This is a genomic window from Aquimarina latercula DSM 2041 (genome assembly GCF_000430645.1).
GTDB lineage: Bacteria > Bacteroidota > Bacteroidia > Flavobacteriales > Flavobacteriaceae > Aquimarina > Aquimarina latercula.
In genome coordinates, this window is record NZ_AUMK01000015.1 from 16,584 (window position 1) to 32,365 (window position 15,782).

Below are 15,782 nucleotides of genomic sequence, written 5' to 3' on the forward strand. Positions count from 1 at the left end.
CGTTCGTGATCACGAACGGCTTTTTTGTATACATTATTGTAGCTATATTTGCACTGATATGATTGTATTACCTTTATTTATAAGCGGAACAGAAATTGCCTTTATAGTATTTATTTTGGTTATGGTTTTCGGAGCAGATAAAATACCTGAAATAGCAAGAGGTTTAGGTAAAGGTATGAGAATTGTAAAAGATGCTACCAATGATATCAAATCTGAAATTACCAAAAGCGCTGAAAAGCACGGAATAGATACAGATATTCCTTCTTCTATTACTTCAGATATCAAGAAAGAAATAAATCAAGTTAAAAGTGATATCGAAGATGTTACTGGTCCAGTAAAACGTAAATTCTAACTTTACGACACCTTTTTTTAGTATTTCAATAAAAAACCTTCCTTTTTTATAACAAACTTTAAAAAAATCCTTTGTTTTTTAAGTTTACTTCATTCTGTAGTATTTTTCTGTAAAACCCTTATAAACATTGGTATTTAGAACCAGTTTTTAGTCCTATGCGAGCATAGGAACGCAATTATTTTTAAGATTCTTTCAATATAATGTATCAATATTTAGATTTTATTTAATAAATTAGTACAGAAATTAACTAAATGATAATTATTTGATGTTTTTAAGGAAATAAAGACCTTAGAAATCATTAACACACAAACTCATTAATCTTATACTAAAATGAAAAAAATTATTCCTCTAATTTTAGGGTTATTCCTTGTTGTATCTTGTTCAAAAAATAATCCTGAAGAAATTATTGACGAGAGTCAGGATTCTCAGAAAATTCTATCCATCGAAGAGATTAACTCCTTTATTGAGACACAGCTTAAGCAAAATGGTGATTTGGATTGGGCTAATGATGCATCAGCACATATGTTATATAGTGCAGTGATGCATGGAGGTGAAGTATTAACAATTGGTTTCGGAGAAAAAGGAGAAAGTTTTATTGAAGGAACAGAACGATCGTCTAGATTAAATATTATTGTAGAAGATATTTATGGTACTGTTCAGAAGAGTGAAGGAGAAAAACGTTCTAATTTTCAAATTACAGAAGATGATGTATTGAATGTTTTAGATTTAAAAGTAACCAAGTTGGAAACAATTGAAGAGTTACTTGCAATGGATAATATTCGTTATTTAGAACCTAATGGTTATGGGTTTTATTTACAGGAAGAAGTGCAACAAAAATCTGCAGGTTGTTCTCAAAGTGGACAATCTATTAACAGTGCTGATTATAGCGTGATTTCTCCTAATGCGAGATTACCTTGGAATTATAAAAATCATAATATTGATGATGCTTGGAGCCTGAGTACTGGAGCAGGAATTACTGTTGGGCTTATAGATACTGGCTTATCAGCTAACCAAAATCTTTTAGGAAATGGTTTTAATGATGGAGCTTCTAATGGAAGATCTGTACAGCGTTTCGGAACATTTATTGACTCTCCTTGGTGGTGGTCTAATAATGTTGATGGCCCGAACGATAAGTGTGGGCACGGAACTCAGATGGCTTCTGCTATTGCCTCACCACGTAATAATGATTTTATGCCAGTTGGTGTTGCATACAATTCTAATTTGGTAGCATATAGAGGAACAGAAGATGTTGTTTTAAACGATTATCACGAACGCAAAGGAGTGAGTAATGCATTAAAAGCATTAGGGAATAGAAGTGATGTTAAAATAATTTCCATGTCAGTAGGATATCCTTGGTCTATAGGAAATGTAAAAGATGCTGTTAAGTATGCGTACGGAAAAGGTAAAATGATCATGGCAGCCGGAGGAACATCTACTACTTTTACCAATTGGTATGGTGTTATATTTCCAGCAAGTATGAGTGAAACTGTTGCAGTAACAGGATTAAAAGATAATGGATATAATCGTTGTGATATCTGTCATGATGGTAGTAAAATTGATTTTACTATTATTATGCAAAGAGCTAGTAACACTAGTAGAACTGTACCAGTATTAGGGTTTAATAATGGAGCACAATCTTATGTTGGCGGATCTTCTGTAGCAACAGCTATGACTGCTGGTATTGCGGCATTAGTTTGGTCACGTAATCCTAATATGTCTAGAGCGCAAGTATTGGATAAGTTAAAAAGAGCAGGAGAGTTTTATCCTAATCGAAATAGTAAATTTGGTTACGGTAATATCGACGCACTAAAAGCAGTGCAATAATTAATGAATTAGCAATTGTAGTTACTAATACATCTGAAAAGTGGGGTCTTTATAGATTCCACTTTTTTTTATAATACTCTACTAATTGTTAATCCATCTCTAATAGGTAATAATACGGTTTCGATACGATTATCATCTACTAACATTTTATTATATGCTAACAGAGCTTTTGTAGAAAGATCGTCTTTTTTTATATCCTCAATAACTTTACCACTCCATAGAACATTATCTGATAAAATAACACCTCCAGGATTCATTTTATCAATAATTAAATCAAAATAAGTAGGATAGTTTGGTTTGTCTGCATCGATAAAAACCAAATCAAATTTCATAGCTAGATTTGGAATAATCTCAGTAGCATTACCTATGTGTTGATGTATTTGATTACCATAAGGTGAAAGGTCAAAATACTTTCGTTGGAAATCTTCCAATTCTTCATTAATATCTATGGTATGGAGTTCTCCATCTTTTCGCATTCCTTCGGCAATACATAAAGCCGAATAGCCAGTATAAGTGCCAATTTCTAAAATATTTTTCGGATTAATTAGTTTAGAGAGGATACTTAATACACGACCTTGGTATGGTCCACTTAGCATACGAGGTTGTAATATTTTTTGGTAGGTCTCACGAGTTAATTGCTCCAATAACTCAGGTTCTTTTTCTGTATGATTTACTACATAAGTATCTAATGCTTCTGGTATGAAGTGCATAGGGTGTTGTTTTTTTTGCAAAGCTAGTAATTTTGGGAACTAAATATTTAAAGAGTATAATTTTATAAATATTCTTTTAGATTAGGGGAATTATAATTTTGCTGAAGCAAAAGTTCTTTTGAAAAAAATGCAGTAGTTTTTGAATAAACCGCTGCAATACTTATTCTATATTTCTAACAATATAAAATTCTGTTTCCTGTTGATTAATAAGGTGCGAAAAATCAATCTAGCCTGGGGAAAATAATCTGTCCACATTATCCAGGACCGCAAGGAGTGCAATGCCCACCGTTTACATTTTCCTGAACTTTCTTACCAATTTCTTGTACACCGTCTAATTTTTTAATTCTTTCATTAAAATATGAGTTAAAGAGATATTGTATGTTCGAACATTTAAAGATACTCGGGATTTATGTCTTTTTTTATACAATTTTTACGACGAATTTGTTGTGAGCTATGAAAGTAATTATACGCGGTAATTTCCCCAATATTTTTAACAGCATTTTAAAACATTATATAATCTCATTTCTAATCTGTATTTTTGAATCAAAATTCAAAAATGCAATTTGAAAACAGTAAAGAATTTGCTCAAAAGTTAGATCAACAAGATCCTTTAAGCTCTTATAGAGATCAATTTCTTTTTCCTAAAGTTAATGGGAAAGAGGTCATATATTTTACAGGAAATTCTTTAGGACTTCAACCTAAAAACACAAAGAAGTATGTCGATGAAGTAATGAAAGACTGGGCAGAACTTGCTGTTGAAGGACATTTTTATGCAGATAAGCCTTGGTGGGACTATCACGAACGTTTAGCCAAACCCCTAAGTAGAATAGTTGGAGCTAATCCCTCTGAGATTACAGTTATGAATACCTTAACAGTAAATCTTCATTTACTAATGGTTTCATTTTACCGACCTCAAGAGAAACGATATAAGATTATATGCGAGGAAAAGGCATTTCCTAGTGATCAATATATGTTACATAGTCAGGTTAGATTTCATGGATATGATCCAAAGGATGCTATTGTAGAAATTAAGAAACGCCCTGGAGAACATAATTTTAGGATAGAAGATATTTTATCTACTATTAAATCAGTAGGAGAGGAGTGTGCTTTGATTTTAATCGGTGGTGTTAATTATTATACAGGTCAGGTTTTTGATATGAAAACTATTACTAAAGCAGGTCATGATATCGGAGCTTTTGTTGGGTGGGATCTTGCACATGGCGCGGGTAATATTGAATTAAAATTACATGATTGGGATGTGGATTTTGCATCTTGGTGCAGTTATAAGTATATGAATAGTGGTCCAGGAAATGCTTCTGGCTGCTTTGTACATGAACGATTTCATGACAGAAAAGATATTCCACGCTTCGAAGGTTGGTGGGGAACTAAAAAAGAGTCTAGATTTTTGATGGAACCAGAGTTCGAACCCATGCCTAATGCAGATGCTTGGCAATTGAGTAACGCACCAATTTTATCATTAGCGCCGTATTTGGCTTCACTAGAATTATTTGAAAAAGTCGGGATGGAAGCACTTATTGAAAAGCGAAATCTCATTGTTGCTTATTTAGAATTTGTGTTAAAATCAATTGATTTAGAAGTAGAAAGTACTTTCGAAATAATAACTCCTTCGAGTCAAGAAGAAAGAGGGACACAACTCTCTGTATTTCTTCATGGAGAAGGAAGAAAGTTGTTTGATTATTTAATGAAAAATGGAGTAATTACAGATTGGAGAGAACCAAATGTAATTAGACTAGCTCCAGCACCTTTTTATTGTTCTTATGAGGATATGTACGAGTTTGGTCAAATTCTTAAGAAAGGGATATTGCAAAAAGTATAAATTGAGTCCCTTATTTTAATGCCTTAATATATGCGGAAGGTGAAAGACCGGTTTGTTTTTTAAAGAGTTTGCAGAAATAAGAAGGATCATTAAACCCACATTGGTATAACACTTCTGAGATAGACATATTGTTGCTATTATAGAAAAGTTCTTGCGCTTTCTTAATTCTAAATTCATTTAAAAAACTAATAAAATTCTTTCCTGTAGAGGATTTAAAAATTCTGCAAAATGAATTTGTAGTCAACCCTAATTCTTTAGCCAAAGTTTCTGATTTGATTTTTTTAGCGTAGTTTTTATTTACATATTCAAAAACTTTTGATATTCTGGGTAAAGAAGTTTTGTCAATTTCTAGATGATTTGTTTTTATAATTGATCTATAATTCTTAGAAATAGAAAGTCGATATAGAATATTAATAAAGTTTAATAGCTTTTCGATATTGTTTTGATTATAAAGTCTTAAAAAAGACGCAGATAATTCATCTTTAATTTTCTGAGAAAAGATGCAACCTTTAGGAGATTTCTTTATGAAATCTAAAATTATCGAAAACTCCGGAAAATGATATAGTTTTTCTTCAATAAAATCTTCATTAAATTGAATTACTACCTCTACATTGTCTCTAAAATCCTTATTACCAAAAGGCATATGTGGCATATTGGGGCTAAGAAAAATGAGTAATCCATCTTGATAGTTTTCAAGATGAGATTCTACCTGAATAATACCACTTCCATTTTTAATAAAAACAATTTCGTATTCAGGATGTAAATGCCAGTTTATTTCGTGACAAAGTGAATCCTTAGTATAACTTTCTATTTTTAAAGACTTGGATTGTTCCAGATAAATTTGCTCATAGGATGGCTTCATATAACAAAATTATCATAATTAAACAGATAATTACTATTTATAGAATAAATTGACTTATTGTTAGAATACTTTGTTTTACCTTAGATTTATTTTTGTAGTTAATTTTGATATGATATTAATTGTTTAAACTACACGAATTGAATTCTTTATATCTTATTCTTACTAAATTACGATATTTTGGGCCTGCTTGGGTTTTTGCTTCGCTTAATATAATGACAGGTACTTGGGTGTTGTATATACCTAAAATTAGAGCTAAGTTGCTAATTGATGATGCGCAACTGGGAATAGCACTTTTTTGTTTCGCTTTAGGTACGCTGGCAATGATACCTTTATCATCTTTTATTATTGGAAAATTTGGTGTAGGAAAGACCACAATTATTGGGATTTCAATTTTTTCTCTACTTTTTTTAATGCCAATTGTTGCTCCAAGTTATTTGGTATTGTGTGTTGTGTTATTCGTTGTAGGGTTATTTGCTTGCTTAACCGATATTGCAATGAATGCATTGGTATCTGAAATAGAACAGGAAGATGATGTACATATTATGTCTGCTTCTCATGGTTTTTTTAGTTTAGGAGGTGTTATTGGAGCAGGTATTGGTGGTTTTTTGATTACTTATTTTGAGGTTCCATTATTACATATGTTGTATGCCGCAATATTTGTGATTTTAACCAACTTTTTAGTATGTAAACAATATATAACCATAAAGGGAGAAAAAGAAGAATCTTCTAATAAACGGTTGGATTTAGAACTTATCAAACCTTTATTAGGACTTACAATTATTGCATTTTTAATTATGGGTAGCGAAGGAGCAATAGAGCATTGGAGTAAACTCTATATGCAGGATGTGGTAAAAATATCTTCGGAGAAGATTTCTGGATTTGGTTTTGTTGCTTTTTCTTTAATGATGACCCTAGGTCGTTTTTTTGGTGATGCTGTGAGTAAACATTTTGGGTCTTTTGCAATAATTATAGGAGGATCTTTAATCAGTGCGCTTGGTTTTTTAGCTGTATTAAGTATTTCATTGGTTCTAACAATAACTGGTTTTGGATTAATCGGCTTAGGTTTCTCTGTGATTATTCCAGAGTTATTTAGATTAGCTGGTAAGACCAAAGGTGTTTCTTCTGCGAAAGGAATTTCTTTCGTTGCAGGATTTGGTTATCTCGGTTTTTTGATAAGTCCTCCATTTCTTGGCTTTTTGTCCAAAATAGAAAGCCTAAAACTTAGTTTTACAGCCTTGTTGATAGCAACATTAATTGCATTAATTGTTACATTTTTTATTTCAAAAAGAGCTATTAAATAATATATTCTTCTAATATTATTCTGTAATTACTTTTATGCCAGTAAAATGAAGTTTCCAACTACCTTCGTTCCGATTGCGAGTTTTTGAAATTTTAATTCCATTAAAATCATCATAATCTTCCCATGATGTTATTAAGGAAGCTTCTTTTTTGTTCTTTTCACGAAATGCCCATTCTTTTACTTTAAAATCACCTTCAAAATAAAAATCGTATGCATCTCCTGGAGTATACCCACCTTCATTTTTATAAATAATGGTAAGTTTTTGCATTTCTTTAGAACTTATAGGTGCAATTGCTTTTAGTTCATGTTCTGATGAGAAACTATTTTCATCCCATACTAAGTTAAACGGAGCTAGTAACCAATACTTATCATTAATAAAGCTTTGATCTGCTTTTAGTGTAGTACTATCTATTTTAGTTCTGTTATAGGTAATGGTATCCTTAGAAGTAATCATTGTAACCTCATCTTTTTTTGGTTTCCAATTCCAAGAACGTTCAAAATGACTACTATCTCTATCAACGTTAAAGGTGAATTTTATTTCTTTAACTTTTTCCCAGTTTTTAAAGCCATTCGCATTGGCAATCGCTTCAGCCGTAGTTGGTATTTTATGCAGAACTGTTTCGGTTTCCTTTAATTCAGCATCCTCTTCGTATTGATATTCTTTTTTAGTCTCTTGCTTGCAAGCTATTACTAACATAGAAAGTAGGAATACGCTAATTACATTTTTCATCTTGACTGAGTTTTTCGCTAAAATAAAAAAACAAAATTCGTGATGAATTGAATTAACATCGTTTTAGGTATTAATAAAAAAAGCTCCCTGTTATGGAAGCTTTTTTTATTTGTTCTTGTATGTACAATTACTTTACAATCAACTTGTATTGTGGTGTCTTATTTAAAGGGCAGAAATAGTTATATTCTCCTTTTTTTAATGTTACAGTTTTAGAACTTTCAGTTTTCCCTTCGGCTACAACCTTAGTTACATACGCTGATTGAATATGATTTTTAGGATCTGAAGCATCTTTACCAGCAGGGACTAATACGAATCCAACATCAGTTCCAGAATTGTTGTTAGATATATTGAAAACGTAACTACCTTCTGATAATGTTACTTGTTTCTGAGTAAATTCTCCTTTTGTTTGTTCTAAAGAAACCGTTTTAACTTCTTGAGCAGATGTACTTAATGTAATTGCGAAAATAAATGTAAATAATGTGATTAACTTTTTCATGATTTTTAATATTTATGATTATTGTTGAAAATTATTTTTAATTTTTCTGAGGAGAAACATATTTTATAATGTTATTTCTCCTCAGAACTCTTGAATGTATTTATTGGTGGTTGAGTGATTTATACTGTAGTAGTTTCTAGTGGTTGTGCTACAGGAAAATCAACAGGGACTTGAGTAGTACTATGGATATAGTTCGAAATAGTTTTGTCTCCTACTAATACAATGGTATCTACTAGATTTCCTTTGTCATATCCTGCAGCAAAGAAATTATCTACTACATCCTGATCTGTACGCCCTCTATTTTCTGTAATATTCTTAGCAAGTTTTGCCAATGCATCTAATTTGCTATCAAAAGATGCGTGCCCTGCTCTTAACTCTAATATTTGCTCATCAGTAAATCCATTCATTTTTCCAATTGCTGTGTGTGCTGATAAACAATAAATACAATTGTTTACTTGACTAACTGCAAGATTAACAACTTCTTTTTCTTTAGCTTTTAAAGATGTTTTTGCGTTAGATAGAGTTAAGTAATTTTCTAATGCAGTTTCACTGTGCGCATAAGTTGCATATAAGTTAGGTACAAAACCTAATGCGCTGTTAAGATTGTCAAAAATCCCTTGATTTGTTGCATTTACTTCTTCTCTTGTAGGTACATTAAATGTTGCCATGATTTTATGTTTTTAGTATCCTGAATTTATTTTTCAGAATGAGTTTATATTTAATTTTAATTGTCTTTTAATTTGACAGGACAAAGATGCGATGGGATTAAGGACTTTAGAATGGCCGTTTTTCCCGACTACTTGTCAATTTTTCCCTTAGCTTATTTTCGAGTGCTTATAAAAGGTCTTTCTACATCACAATAAAAATCGTGGTGACTTCTTTGATCACAGTGCGCTTTGGCATTTAGAGTGTTTACAATTTTTCTTTTTCCCTGACGGAAAATCTCTATTAAATTGAATATGGATTTATTATTAGTTATCATTTTTATATTGTTTTAAATTAATAGTACAAAGATGAGGCTCTAATGAAGGTTTTAGAATGGTTGTTTTTCCCTACTACTTGTCAATTTTTCCCGAAATAAAAAAACCTCCAATTAAGGAGGTTTATAGAAAGTATAATATGATATGTTTTATTCTAAAAAAACTTTACTTCTTTTCGTTTCATCCATAGAATAATGCCACTTAGAGCAAAAGTTAGTAATGCAGTGATAAAAAGAACACCTCCATCATTATTAATTTCAACTCCAAGTTTTGTAATATGCATAAAAATGGCACCGCCGATAACTCCAAGGGTTATTGTAGCACCTATCCAAACTGTTTTGGGGATTAATAATAAAACTCCTGCAATAAGTTCTACAATCCCTGTAGCTATTCTTCCATATGGCTCTAGGCCAACTTTTGAGAAAATATAAATACTATCAGGATGTCCAGTAAACTTAAATCTAAGGGTTTGTATAAGAATAATAGCAACAATTATTCTTAATACCAGGGGTAAGGCATTTTTCATTTTAATATGTTAGAGTTTGTGTTAGTTACTATAGAACACTGGGTAATGCGTCTATTCTTCCATTAAAGGTATTCTTTCTAGAAATAAAATACAATTCCTCAAGGTTGTTATCATTAGCAAATTGATTGGATAATTGAGGTAAATTGTTCATCAAGAAAGCCTGAAATGCTTCGGGACTCTTACTTCTATTAGCTGCTTTTCGTATGATTTTCAGATAAGAAGAAGTGATTAACTCTACATTGTTTTTATTAGAAGAAAAAGATAAAAAGGTGTTTTCTCCCTTAGAATTTTTTATTTCTTTTTTAAATTTAATTTCATTGAGAGCAATTAAATTTTCGTTGTAATTGCTAAAAGTGTTTTTATAAACTACTTCTTTAGTATTTTTAAGGTATACTGTTTCTAATTGAGTTTTATATGTTTTTTCTTGTGTGTGACCTGAAAAAGATATAGCGAAGAAAAATAATGTTATAACTATTGATATGTGATTGCGTAAAGTCTTCATAATGAAATGTTTTTTACACGAAATAAATTCCGTATTTAATATACTACAAAGTTGGGGCAAAAACATATAGATTAAAAGGTAATTTTTTCCTTAATTATTGTCAATATTACCATTTGTTATATTGAATAAATTAAAAAGAAATAAAAGAACTTTTAAATATATATCGAATTAGTCGTAATTGATTTTGTAAAATTACAAATCAGTGTTTTTAAAAAAAGCAACTATCTATAAATTAGATTGATAATAAAAAAAACAATAATTTAGAAACTGATTGTAATTTTATACAAATTTAGTAATTACATAGGATAAAATATGTTATAGAAAATCTAATTATTTTGAATGTATTTTTGCAATGTCGATGAAATAAATATACCTGAATTGGTTTATAAATTTTAGAATTGAATAAAAGATTTGTGTTCATAACACCAAGCCCAATTTTCATTAGGCTCGACAGAAATTATTACTGGGTGTTCATGTTTTTTAAAATGTTCACTAGCATGTTTATTAGGAGAGGAATCACAACATAAAGTAATACCACATTCCTGACAGGTTCTTAGGTGTACCCAGTTATCCCCATTCTGTACACAAATAGCGCATTCATAAGTATCATCTTTTTTGATATTTTGTAGGTCAAAACTTTTTAAATGGTCGCAAATTTTTGTGTTAAATCCCATATTACATCTCAGCTAAATATTCGTGAACAAATTTTATTGCCATAGCACCTTCTCCTACAGCAGATGCTACTCTATTCATAGCGCCAGCTCGGACATCACCCGAGGCAAAAATACCAGGACTACAAGTTTCTAATAAGAAGGGTTCTCGATCTTTTTTCCAAACCTTTTTAAAGTCATCATATCGACTTAGGTCACGACCAGTTTCAATAAAACCTCTTTCGTTTTTAATTATGTCTAATTCAATCCAATCTGTATAGGGTTTAGCACCGATAAAAATAAACAAAGCATCTGCATCGACAATTTTGGATTCCCCATTAGTACTATTGCTTATTTCTAAAGAAGTAAGTCTGTCATTTTCTCCCAATGCTTTTGTGACATTTGTATGGCCTAGCAATGTGATATTATCAATAGCATCAATTTGATCAATAAGATAACTGGACATGCTACTTGTAAGATCTTTTTTTCGAACCGTAATGTAAACGTTTTTAGCAAATTTAGAGAGGTAAACAGCAGACTGACCGGCAGAATTACCACCTCCTACAATATATACTTCTTTATTAGAACAAGCTTGAGCTTCTGTCATAGATGAACCATAATAAATACCAGCTCCTGTATAATTCTCTATCCCATCTGCCTCTAGTTTTCTATAATTGACACCTGTAGTGATAACTACACTCTTGGTGCTAATACATTCTCCATTAGCTAGTGATATACTTTTGTACCCATCTTTTTCAGTTATAGAGGTAACTTCTTGAGGAGATAAAAATTCTATCCCAAATCGTTTGGCTTGTGTAATAGCCCTATGAGTTAGTTCTTGACCACTTAATCCATTAGGAAACCCTAGGTAATTTTCGATTCTAGAGCTAGTTCCTGCTTGACCACCAGGTGCGTGTTTTTCAATTAATAGTGTTTTTAAACCTTCTGAACCTCCATAAACCGCAGCGGCTAACCCAGATGGACCAGCACCAATAATTGCTACATCATATAAATTGTCTTTAGGATGTGGGTTCAAACCAAGCGCAGTAGCAAGTTCAATAATATCTGGATTCTTATAGCAACTTCCATCTTGTAGCGAAATTACTGGAAAATCTTTTGCCGTAAGACCATGAAGTTCAATAATTTCCTTAGCCCTATCACTAGTTTCCACGTCTAACCATTGAAACGGAAATAGGTTTCCCGATAAAAAATCTTTTATATCATGAGACTTTGGAGAGTATTGATAACCAATCACTTTTATTCCATCAAATTCTGGTTGAAAGTTAACTAACCAAGTATCTAACAAATCATTTAAAGTAGGAAATAATTTTTCTTCTGGTGGACTCCAAGGTTTTGTCAGATAATAATCTAATTGTACGTCGTTAATAGCTTTAATAGCTGCTTCCGTATCTGAATATGCAGTTAAGAGTACTTTTTTAGCATTAGGAAATAGTTTTTTTGCTTGTTGTAAGAATTCTACTCCCAGCATTTCTGGCATTCTTTGATCTACTAGAAATAATGCGATAACTTCATTTTTTTTCTTTAAATCTGCCAAAGCTTCTAGAGCATCGTTGGCAGATTCAGTGCTCATAATACGATATTCTTTGCGATATTCAGATTTTAAATCTCTAGTTACTGCACGTAATACTTGTGGATCGTCATCGAGTGCAAATATGATAGGCTTTTTCATCGTTTCTATAAGTTAAAGCAGACTAAAAATTGAAATTATCAGGGTCCGGTCCTAATCGTTGATGTTTATCTAAAGAATCAATATAATTGATATCTTCTTTAGAAAGTTCAAAATCAAAAAGATTAGCGTTATCAATAATTCGGTGTTTTTTAGAGGATTTAGGGATAGTAATTACTCCCTTTTGTAAATTCCATCTCAAAACAATCTGTGCGGCTGTCTTATTATATTTTTTAGAAAGATTGTCCAATATAGATAATTCAAAAATTTTTCCTTGCATCATTGGCGACCAGGCTTCGTATTGTATGTGATGTTTGTTGCAAAAATCAATCAAATCTTGTTGAACAAGATGAGGATGAAACTCCATTTGATTAACCATTGGTTTAATTTCGGATGTTTCCATGAGATTTTCTAGATGGTGTTCTAAAAAATTACTTACTCCAATAGCTTTTATGACTCCGTCTTTATATAATTTTTCTAATGCTTTCCAAGTTTCGATATATTTTCCTTTTACAGGCCAGTGAATGAGATATAAATCCAAATAGTTTAATTGCAGTCGTTGTAAACTTTTTTCAAATGCTTTAAGAGTAGATTCATAGCCTTGATCAGCATTCCATACCTTACTTACTACAAAAATTTCATCTCTAGGAACACTGCTATTAAGTATTGCTGTTCCAACTCCTTCTTCATTTTTATAAATACTTGCTGTATCTATATGGCGATACCCTTCTTCTAATGCCCATTGTACTGCGTCAATTACTTCTTTATCATTGTCGGATAAATATACACCGAGACCAAAGTAAGGCATTTCAACTCCGTTGTGTAATTTAAATGTTCCTTTTATATCTGTTATTTTTTTCATAAGTGTAATTAGGTAATAGGTAAGCAAACAGTAAAGATTGTTTCTCCTTTTTTAGATTTTACTGTAATATCACCTTGGTGTTGATTAATAATTCTTTGTACCACTTCTAATCCCATACCTGTTCCTTCTCCAATAGCTTTTGTGGTAAAAAATGGGTCAAAGATGTTTGTGAGATTTTCTTCGGTAATTCCTTTTCCGTTATCAATAATTTCAGTTTTTAAGAAATCTTGTTCTTTATACGTCTTAATTTTTAATATTCCAGAGTGATCCATTGCATCAATAGCATTATCAATTAAATTGGTCCATACTTGATTTATCTCACTCACAAAAATTTTGATTTTAGGAAGATCATCGTTAAAATCTTTTTCTAAGGATATATTTTTCTTTTTAAGCTTATGATTAAGCATAACCAGCGTACTTTTAATTCCTATATGAATATTTGTAGCTATTTTTTCAGGTGCACGATCCATATGTGTATAGCTTTTAATAGAATGCACCAAACTAGAAATTCTATTAGAAGCTTCACCAATTTCGTCGACCATTTTTTCTGTGGTTAATACATTTTCTATCCATTCAATCGCATTAGAAAAGTTTTTTTGACCTGTAGTTTTATAAATACCCTCCATAGCTTCTACATCCATGCAAAAATCTAGTAAAGTATCCGTCAATTCATATGCGTTATCTACTCCGTGATCTTCTAGCCATTCTTCTAATTCATCCTCCTTTTCATTGCGCTCTATTAGTTTCATATTATTTTCTGGACGATTTTGCAACTTATCAAAAAGCACTTTGTTAATGCTATCAATTTCTTGTTCTTCCATTCTGATTGAAACTACTCTCTTAAATTTCTCAGGAACATTACCAAGATGTTCCTTAAGTGCTTTAGCACTTCTTTCCATTGCAGATGCCGGGTTATTAAGCTCATGTGCTAAACCTGCGGATAGCTTGCCTAAAGACATCATTTTTTCTGCTTGGACATTGTCTTTGGTGAATTCTCTAACTCTTGATGTCATTTTATGCACTAAGGATTCTGTAAGCTCATAATGATTAGAGATCATTTCTTTAAAAAAAGATTTCTCAAGTATTAAGACCTGACTTTTTTCAATCACTTCTCCAAAACCAAGAGCAGAACTTGCTCTAGAAAAAGGAAGCAAACCACCAATTTGATTTATGTTTAATAGTGCTACATGTTTATAGTTCCCGTTTTGTTGAACTTTGATTTCAATTTTCCCATCTAATACAATAAATAATTTATCTATTGGATCTCCTCTCTGAAATAAGAAAGAACCCTTATCTAAAAATTGGACATAAGATTTATCGATTAACCACTGTAATTGATTATCTGGAACTTGGGTAAACTCTTGAACTTGTTGAAGATTTTCTAGACTAAGTTTCATTAGTTTAAATTTAGGTAATAAAATACCTCTTTCCAATACCTTTTGATGGAACAACTCTTAAGGTTTTTATAAAGTTTATATCCATTTAGTAGATAAGCGTCTCTTTTAATTTTCTTTAAAGAAGAGTCTAGGTTTAGAAATGGTAGTAATGAGATTTATTATATTTAGGAATTATTAAATAGTAAGGGTATGTCTAGTGATTTGCAAAAGTATTTTGAAATAAATAAAAGTACTTGGGATAAAAAAGTTGAAGTTCATGCATCTAGTGATTTTTATGATTTAGAATCTTTTAAAAAAGGAGAGAGTTCTTTAAAGAAATATGAATTAGAAGCTTTAGGAGATGTTTCCGAAAAATCATTATTGCATTTACAATGTCATTTTGGTCAGGATACATTAAGTTGGAGTAGGAAAGGAGCTAAGTGCACTGGAGTTGATCTTTCAGAAAAAGGTATAGAATTAGCAAAACAATTAAATAGTGAATTAAAATTAGATGCTGATTTTGTTTGCTGTAATGTCCTAGATACTTCTAATTATATAAAGAAACAGTTTGATATTGTTTATACAAGTTATGGTGTTATAGGATGGTTACCGGATTTAAAACCTTGGGGCAGAATGATAGCAGAACGTCTAAAATTAGGAGGTACTTTTTATATGGTAGAATTTCACCCTATAGTTTGGATGTTTGACTATCTAGAAGAAACACCAAGAATAAAATATGGATATCATCAAAAAGAAGCCATCTATGAAGAGTATGAAGGTACATATGCGGATAATAATTCTAAGATGATAAGTAAAGAGTATGGTTGGAATCATGGGTTGGGCGAAGTAATTTCATCCTTATCTGAAGCAGGATTAACAATAGAATATTTGAGAGAATATGATGAATCTCCTTATAATGTTTTTCCGGATTTGATAAAGAATAAAAATGGCATGTTTGAGAGTTCGGATAAATTATTTCCATTACTATTTGCGATTAAAGCTTTTAAGTAACAATTCTTTGATAATTTTTTTACATTTGTTGAAGGTTTTAATGTTTGCATAAGCTTCAGGATTTATGGAGCTAGTTT

General features: G+C 31.2%; 16 protein-coding genes. 5 read left to right on the forward strand and 11 right to left on the reverse strand.

Annotated features, from left to right (window positions below; translation table 11 throughout):
- The first annotated feature begins 58 nt into the window (after nucleotides 1-58).
- Nucleotides 59-352 carry a Sec-independent protein translocase subunit TatA/TatB gene (locus H526_RS0114635; protein ID WP_027393697.1) on the forward strand — a complete coding sequence of 98 codons (294 nt, stop codon included), beginning with the start codon at nucleotides 59-61 and terminating at the stop codon, nucleotides 350-352.
- Nucleotides 353-682: 330 nt separating this feature from the next.
- On the forward strand, nucleotides 683-2,176 hold the full coding sequence (locus H526_RS0114640; RefSeq protein WP_027393698.1) for a S8 family peptidase: 1,494 nt from the start codon (nucleotides 683-685) through the stop codon (nucleotides 2,174-2,176).
- A gap of 68 nt (nucleotides 2,177-2,244) precedes the next feature.
- On the opposite strand, the gene H526_RS0114645 is transcribed toward H526_RS0114640, so the two are convergent.
- Nucleotides 2,245-2,886, reverse strand: a complete 642-nt coding sequence (locus H526_RS0114645) for an O-methyltransferase (protein WP_027393699.1) — start codon at nucleotides 2,884-2,886, stop codon at nucleotides 2,245-2,247.
- Nucleotides 2,887-3,442: 556 nt separating this feature from the next.
- On the opposite strand from H526_RS0114645, the gene kynU reads away from it, so the two are divergent.
- Nucleotides 3,443-4,723, forward strand: a complete 1,281-nt coding sequence (kynU, locus tag H526_RS0114650; protein ID WP_027393700.1) for a kynureninase — start codon at nucleotides 3,443-3,445, stop codon at nucleotides 4,721-4,723.
- 10 nt (nucleotides 4,724-4,733) lie between these two features.
- Here kynU and H526_RS0114655 read toward each other — a convergent pair whose 3' ends face one another.
- The gene (locus tag H526_RS0114655) at nucleotides 4,734-5,585 is read right to left on the reverse strand and encodes an AraC family transcriptional regulator (protein WP_027393701.1); all 852 of its coding nucleotides are present in this window, start codon (nucleotides 5,583-5,585) and stop codon (nucleotides 4,734-4,736) included.
- Nucleotides 5,586-5,722: 137 nt separating this feature from the next.
- On the opposite strand from H526_RS0114655, the gene H526_RS0114660 reads away from it, so the two are divergent.
- Nucleotides 5,723-6,886 carry an MFS transporter gene (locus tag H526_RS0114660; RefSeq protein WP_027393702.1) on the forward strand — a complete coding sequence of 388 codons (1,164 nt, stop codon included), beginning with the start codon at nucleotides 5,723-5,725 and terminating at the stop codon, nucleotides 6,884-6,886.
- A gap of 15 nt (nucleotides 6,887-6,901) precedes the next feature.
- Here H526_RS0114660 and H526_RS0114665 read toward each other — a convergent pair whose 3' ends face one another.
- The 9 genes from H526_RS0114665 to H526_RS0114705 all read right to left on the reverse strand — a co-directional run bounded on the left by H526_RS0114665 (nucleotide 6,902) and on the right by H526_RS0114705 (nucleotide 14,715).
- Entirely contained in the window at nucleotides 6,902-7,615 is a 714-nt protein-coding gene (locus H526_RS0114665; RefSeq protein ID WP_027393703.1) for a hypothetical protein, read from the reverse strand.
- 127 nt (nucleotides 7,616-7,742) lie between these two features.
- Nucleotides 7,743-8,111: a cupredoxin domain-containing protein gene (locus H526_RS0114670; RefSeq protein ID WP_027393704.1), complete on the reverse strand. Its 369-nt coding sequence runs from the start codon at nucleotides 8,109-8,111 to the stop codon at nucleotides 7,743-7,745.
- 119 nt (nucleotides 8,112-8,230) lie between these two features.
- The gene (locus tag H526_RS0114675; protein WP_027393705.1) at nucleotides 8,231-8,779 is read right to left on the reverse strand and encodes a carboxymuconolactone decarboxylase family protein; all 549 of its coding nucleotides are present in this window, start codon (nucleotides 8,777-8,779) and stop codon (nucleotides 8,231-8,233) included.
- A 466-nt stretch (nucleotides 8,780-9,245) separates the two neighbouring features.
- Nucleotides 9,246-9,617 carry a DoxX family membrane protein gene (locus H526_RS0114680; RefSeq protein ID WP_027393706.1) on the reverse strand — a complete coding sequence of 124 codons (372 nt, stop codon included), beginning with the start codon at nucleotides 9,615-9,617 and terminating at the stop codon, nucleotides 9,246-9,248.
- 28 nt (nucleotides 9,618-9,645) lie between these two features.
- Entirely contained in the window at nucleotides 9,646-10,119 is a 474-nt protein-coding gene (locus H526_RS0114685) for a hypothetical protein (RefSeq protein ID WP_027393707.1), read from the reverse strand.
- A gap of 392 nt (nucleotides 10,120-10,511) precedes the next feature.
- Nucleotides 10,512-10,793: a UBP-type zinc finger domain-containing protein gene (locus H526_RS0114690; protein ID WP_027393708.1), complete on the reverse strand. Its 282-nt coding sequence runs from the start codon at nucleotides 10,791-10,793 to the stop codon at nucleotides 10,512-10,514.
- A gap of 1 nt (nucleotide 10,794) precedes the next feature.
- Nucleotides 10,795-12,459 (reverse strand): response regulator, encoded by a 1,665-nt coding sequence (locus H526_RS0114695; RefSeq protein WP_027393709.1) that lies wholly within the window; start codon nucleotides 12,457-12,459, stop codon nucleotides 10,795-10,797.
- A 22-nt stretch (nucleotides 12,460-12,481) separates the two neighbouring features.
- Nucleotides 12,482-13,318, reverse strand: a complete 837-nt coding sequence (locus tag H526_RS0114700; RefSeq protein WP_027393710.1) for an aldo/keto reductase — start codon at nucleotides 13,316-13,318, stop codon at nucleotides 12,482-12,484.
- Between the two features lie 8 nt (nucleotides 13,319-13,326).
- Nucleotides 13,327-14,715, reverse strand: a complete 1,389-nt coding sequence (locus H526_RS0114705) for an ATP-binding protein (RefSeq protein ID WP_027393711.1) — start codon at nucleotides 14,713-14,715, stop codon at nucleotides 13,327-13,329.
- Between the two features lie 189 nt (nucleotides 14,716-14,904).
- Here H526_RS0114705 and H526_RS0114710 point away from each other — a divergent pair, with 189 nt between their 5' ends.
- On the forward strand, nucleotides 14,905-15,705 hold the full coding sequence (locus H526_RS0114710) for a class I SAM-dependent methyltransferase (RefSeq protein WP_027393712.1): 801 nt from the start codon (nucleotides 14,905-14,907) through the stop codon (nucleotides 15,703-15,705).
- Nucleotides 15,706-15,782: the final 77 nt, after the last annotated feature.

What these genes read in the sequence shown, in the direction of transcription:
- H526_RS0114700 (WP_027393710.1), bottom strand. Translation starts at nt 13,318, where the DNA reads ATGAAAAAAATAACAGATATAAAAGGAACATTTAAATTACACAACGGA.
- H526_RS0114710 (WP_027393712.1), top strand. Translation starts at nt 14,905, where the DNA reads ATGTCTAGTGATTTGCAAAAGTATTTTGAAATAAATAAAAGTACTTGG.
- H526_RS0114665 (WP_027393703.1), bottom strand. Translation starts at nt 7,615, where the DNA reads ATGAAAAATGTAATTAGCGTATTCCTACTTTCTATGTTAGTAATAGCT.
- H526_RS0114670 (WP_027393704.1), bottom strand. Translation starts at nt 8,111, where the DNA reads ATGAAAAAGTTAATCACATTATTTACATTTATTTTCGCAATTACATTA.
- H526_RS0114635 (WP_027393697.1), top strand. Translation starts at nt 59, where the DNA reads ATGATTGTATTACCTTTATTTATAAGCGGAACAGAAATTGCCTTTATA.
- H526_RS0114695 (WP_027393709.1), bottom strand. Translation starts at nt 12,459, where the DNA reads ATGAAAAAGCCTATCATATTTGCACTCGATGACGATCCACAAGTATTA.
- H526_RS0114705 (WP_027393711.1), bottom strand. Translation starts at nt 14,715, where the DNA reads ATGAAACTTAGTCTAGAAAATCTTCAACAAGTTCAAGAGTTTACCCAA.
- H526_RS0114690 (WP_027393708.1), bottom strand. Translation starts at nt 10,793, where the DNA reads ATGGGATTTAACACAAAAATTTGCGACCATTTAAAAAGTTTTGACCTA.
- H526_RS0114675 (WP_027393705.1), bottom strand. Translation starts at nt 8,779, where the DNA reads ATGGCAACATTTAATGTACCTACAAGAGAAGAAGTAAATGCAACAAAT.
- H526_RS0114685 (WP_027393707.1), bottom strand. Translation starts at nt 10,119, where the DNA reads ATGAAGACTTTACGCAATCACATATCAATAGTTATAACATTATTTTTC.
- H526_RS0114645 (WP_027393699.1), bottom strand. Translation starts at nt 2,886, where the DNA reads ATGCACTTCATACCAGAAGCATTAGATACTTATGTAGTAAATCATACA.
- H526_RS0114680 (WP_027393706.1), bottom strand. Translation starts at nt 9,617, where the DNA reads ATGAAAAATGCCTTACCCCTGGTATTAAGAATAATTGTTGCTATTATT.
- kynU (WP_027393700.1), top strand. Translation starts at nt 3,443, where the DNA reads ATGCAATTTGAAAACAGTAAAGAATTTGCTCAAAAGTTAGATCAACAA.
- H526_RS0114640 (WP_027393698.1), top strand. Translation starts at nt 683, where the DNA reads ATGAAAAAAATTATTCCTCTAATTTTAGGGTTATTCCTTGTTGTATCT.
- H526_RS0114655 (WP_027393701.1), bottom strand. Translation starts at nt 5,585, where the DNA reads ATGAAGCCATCCTATGAGCAAATTTATCTGGAACAATCCAAGTCTTTA.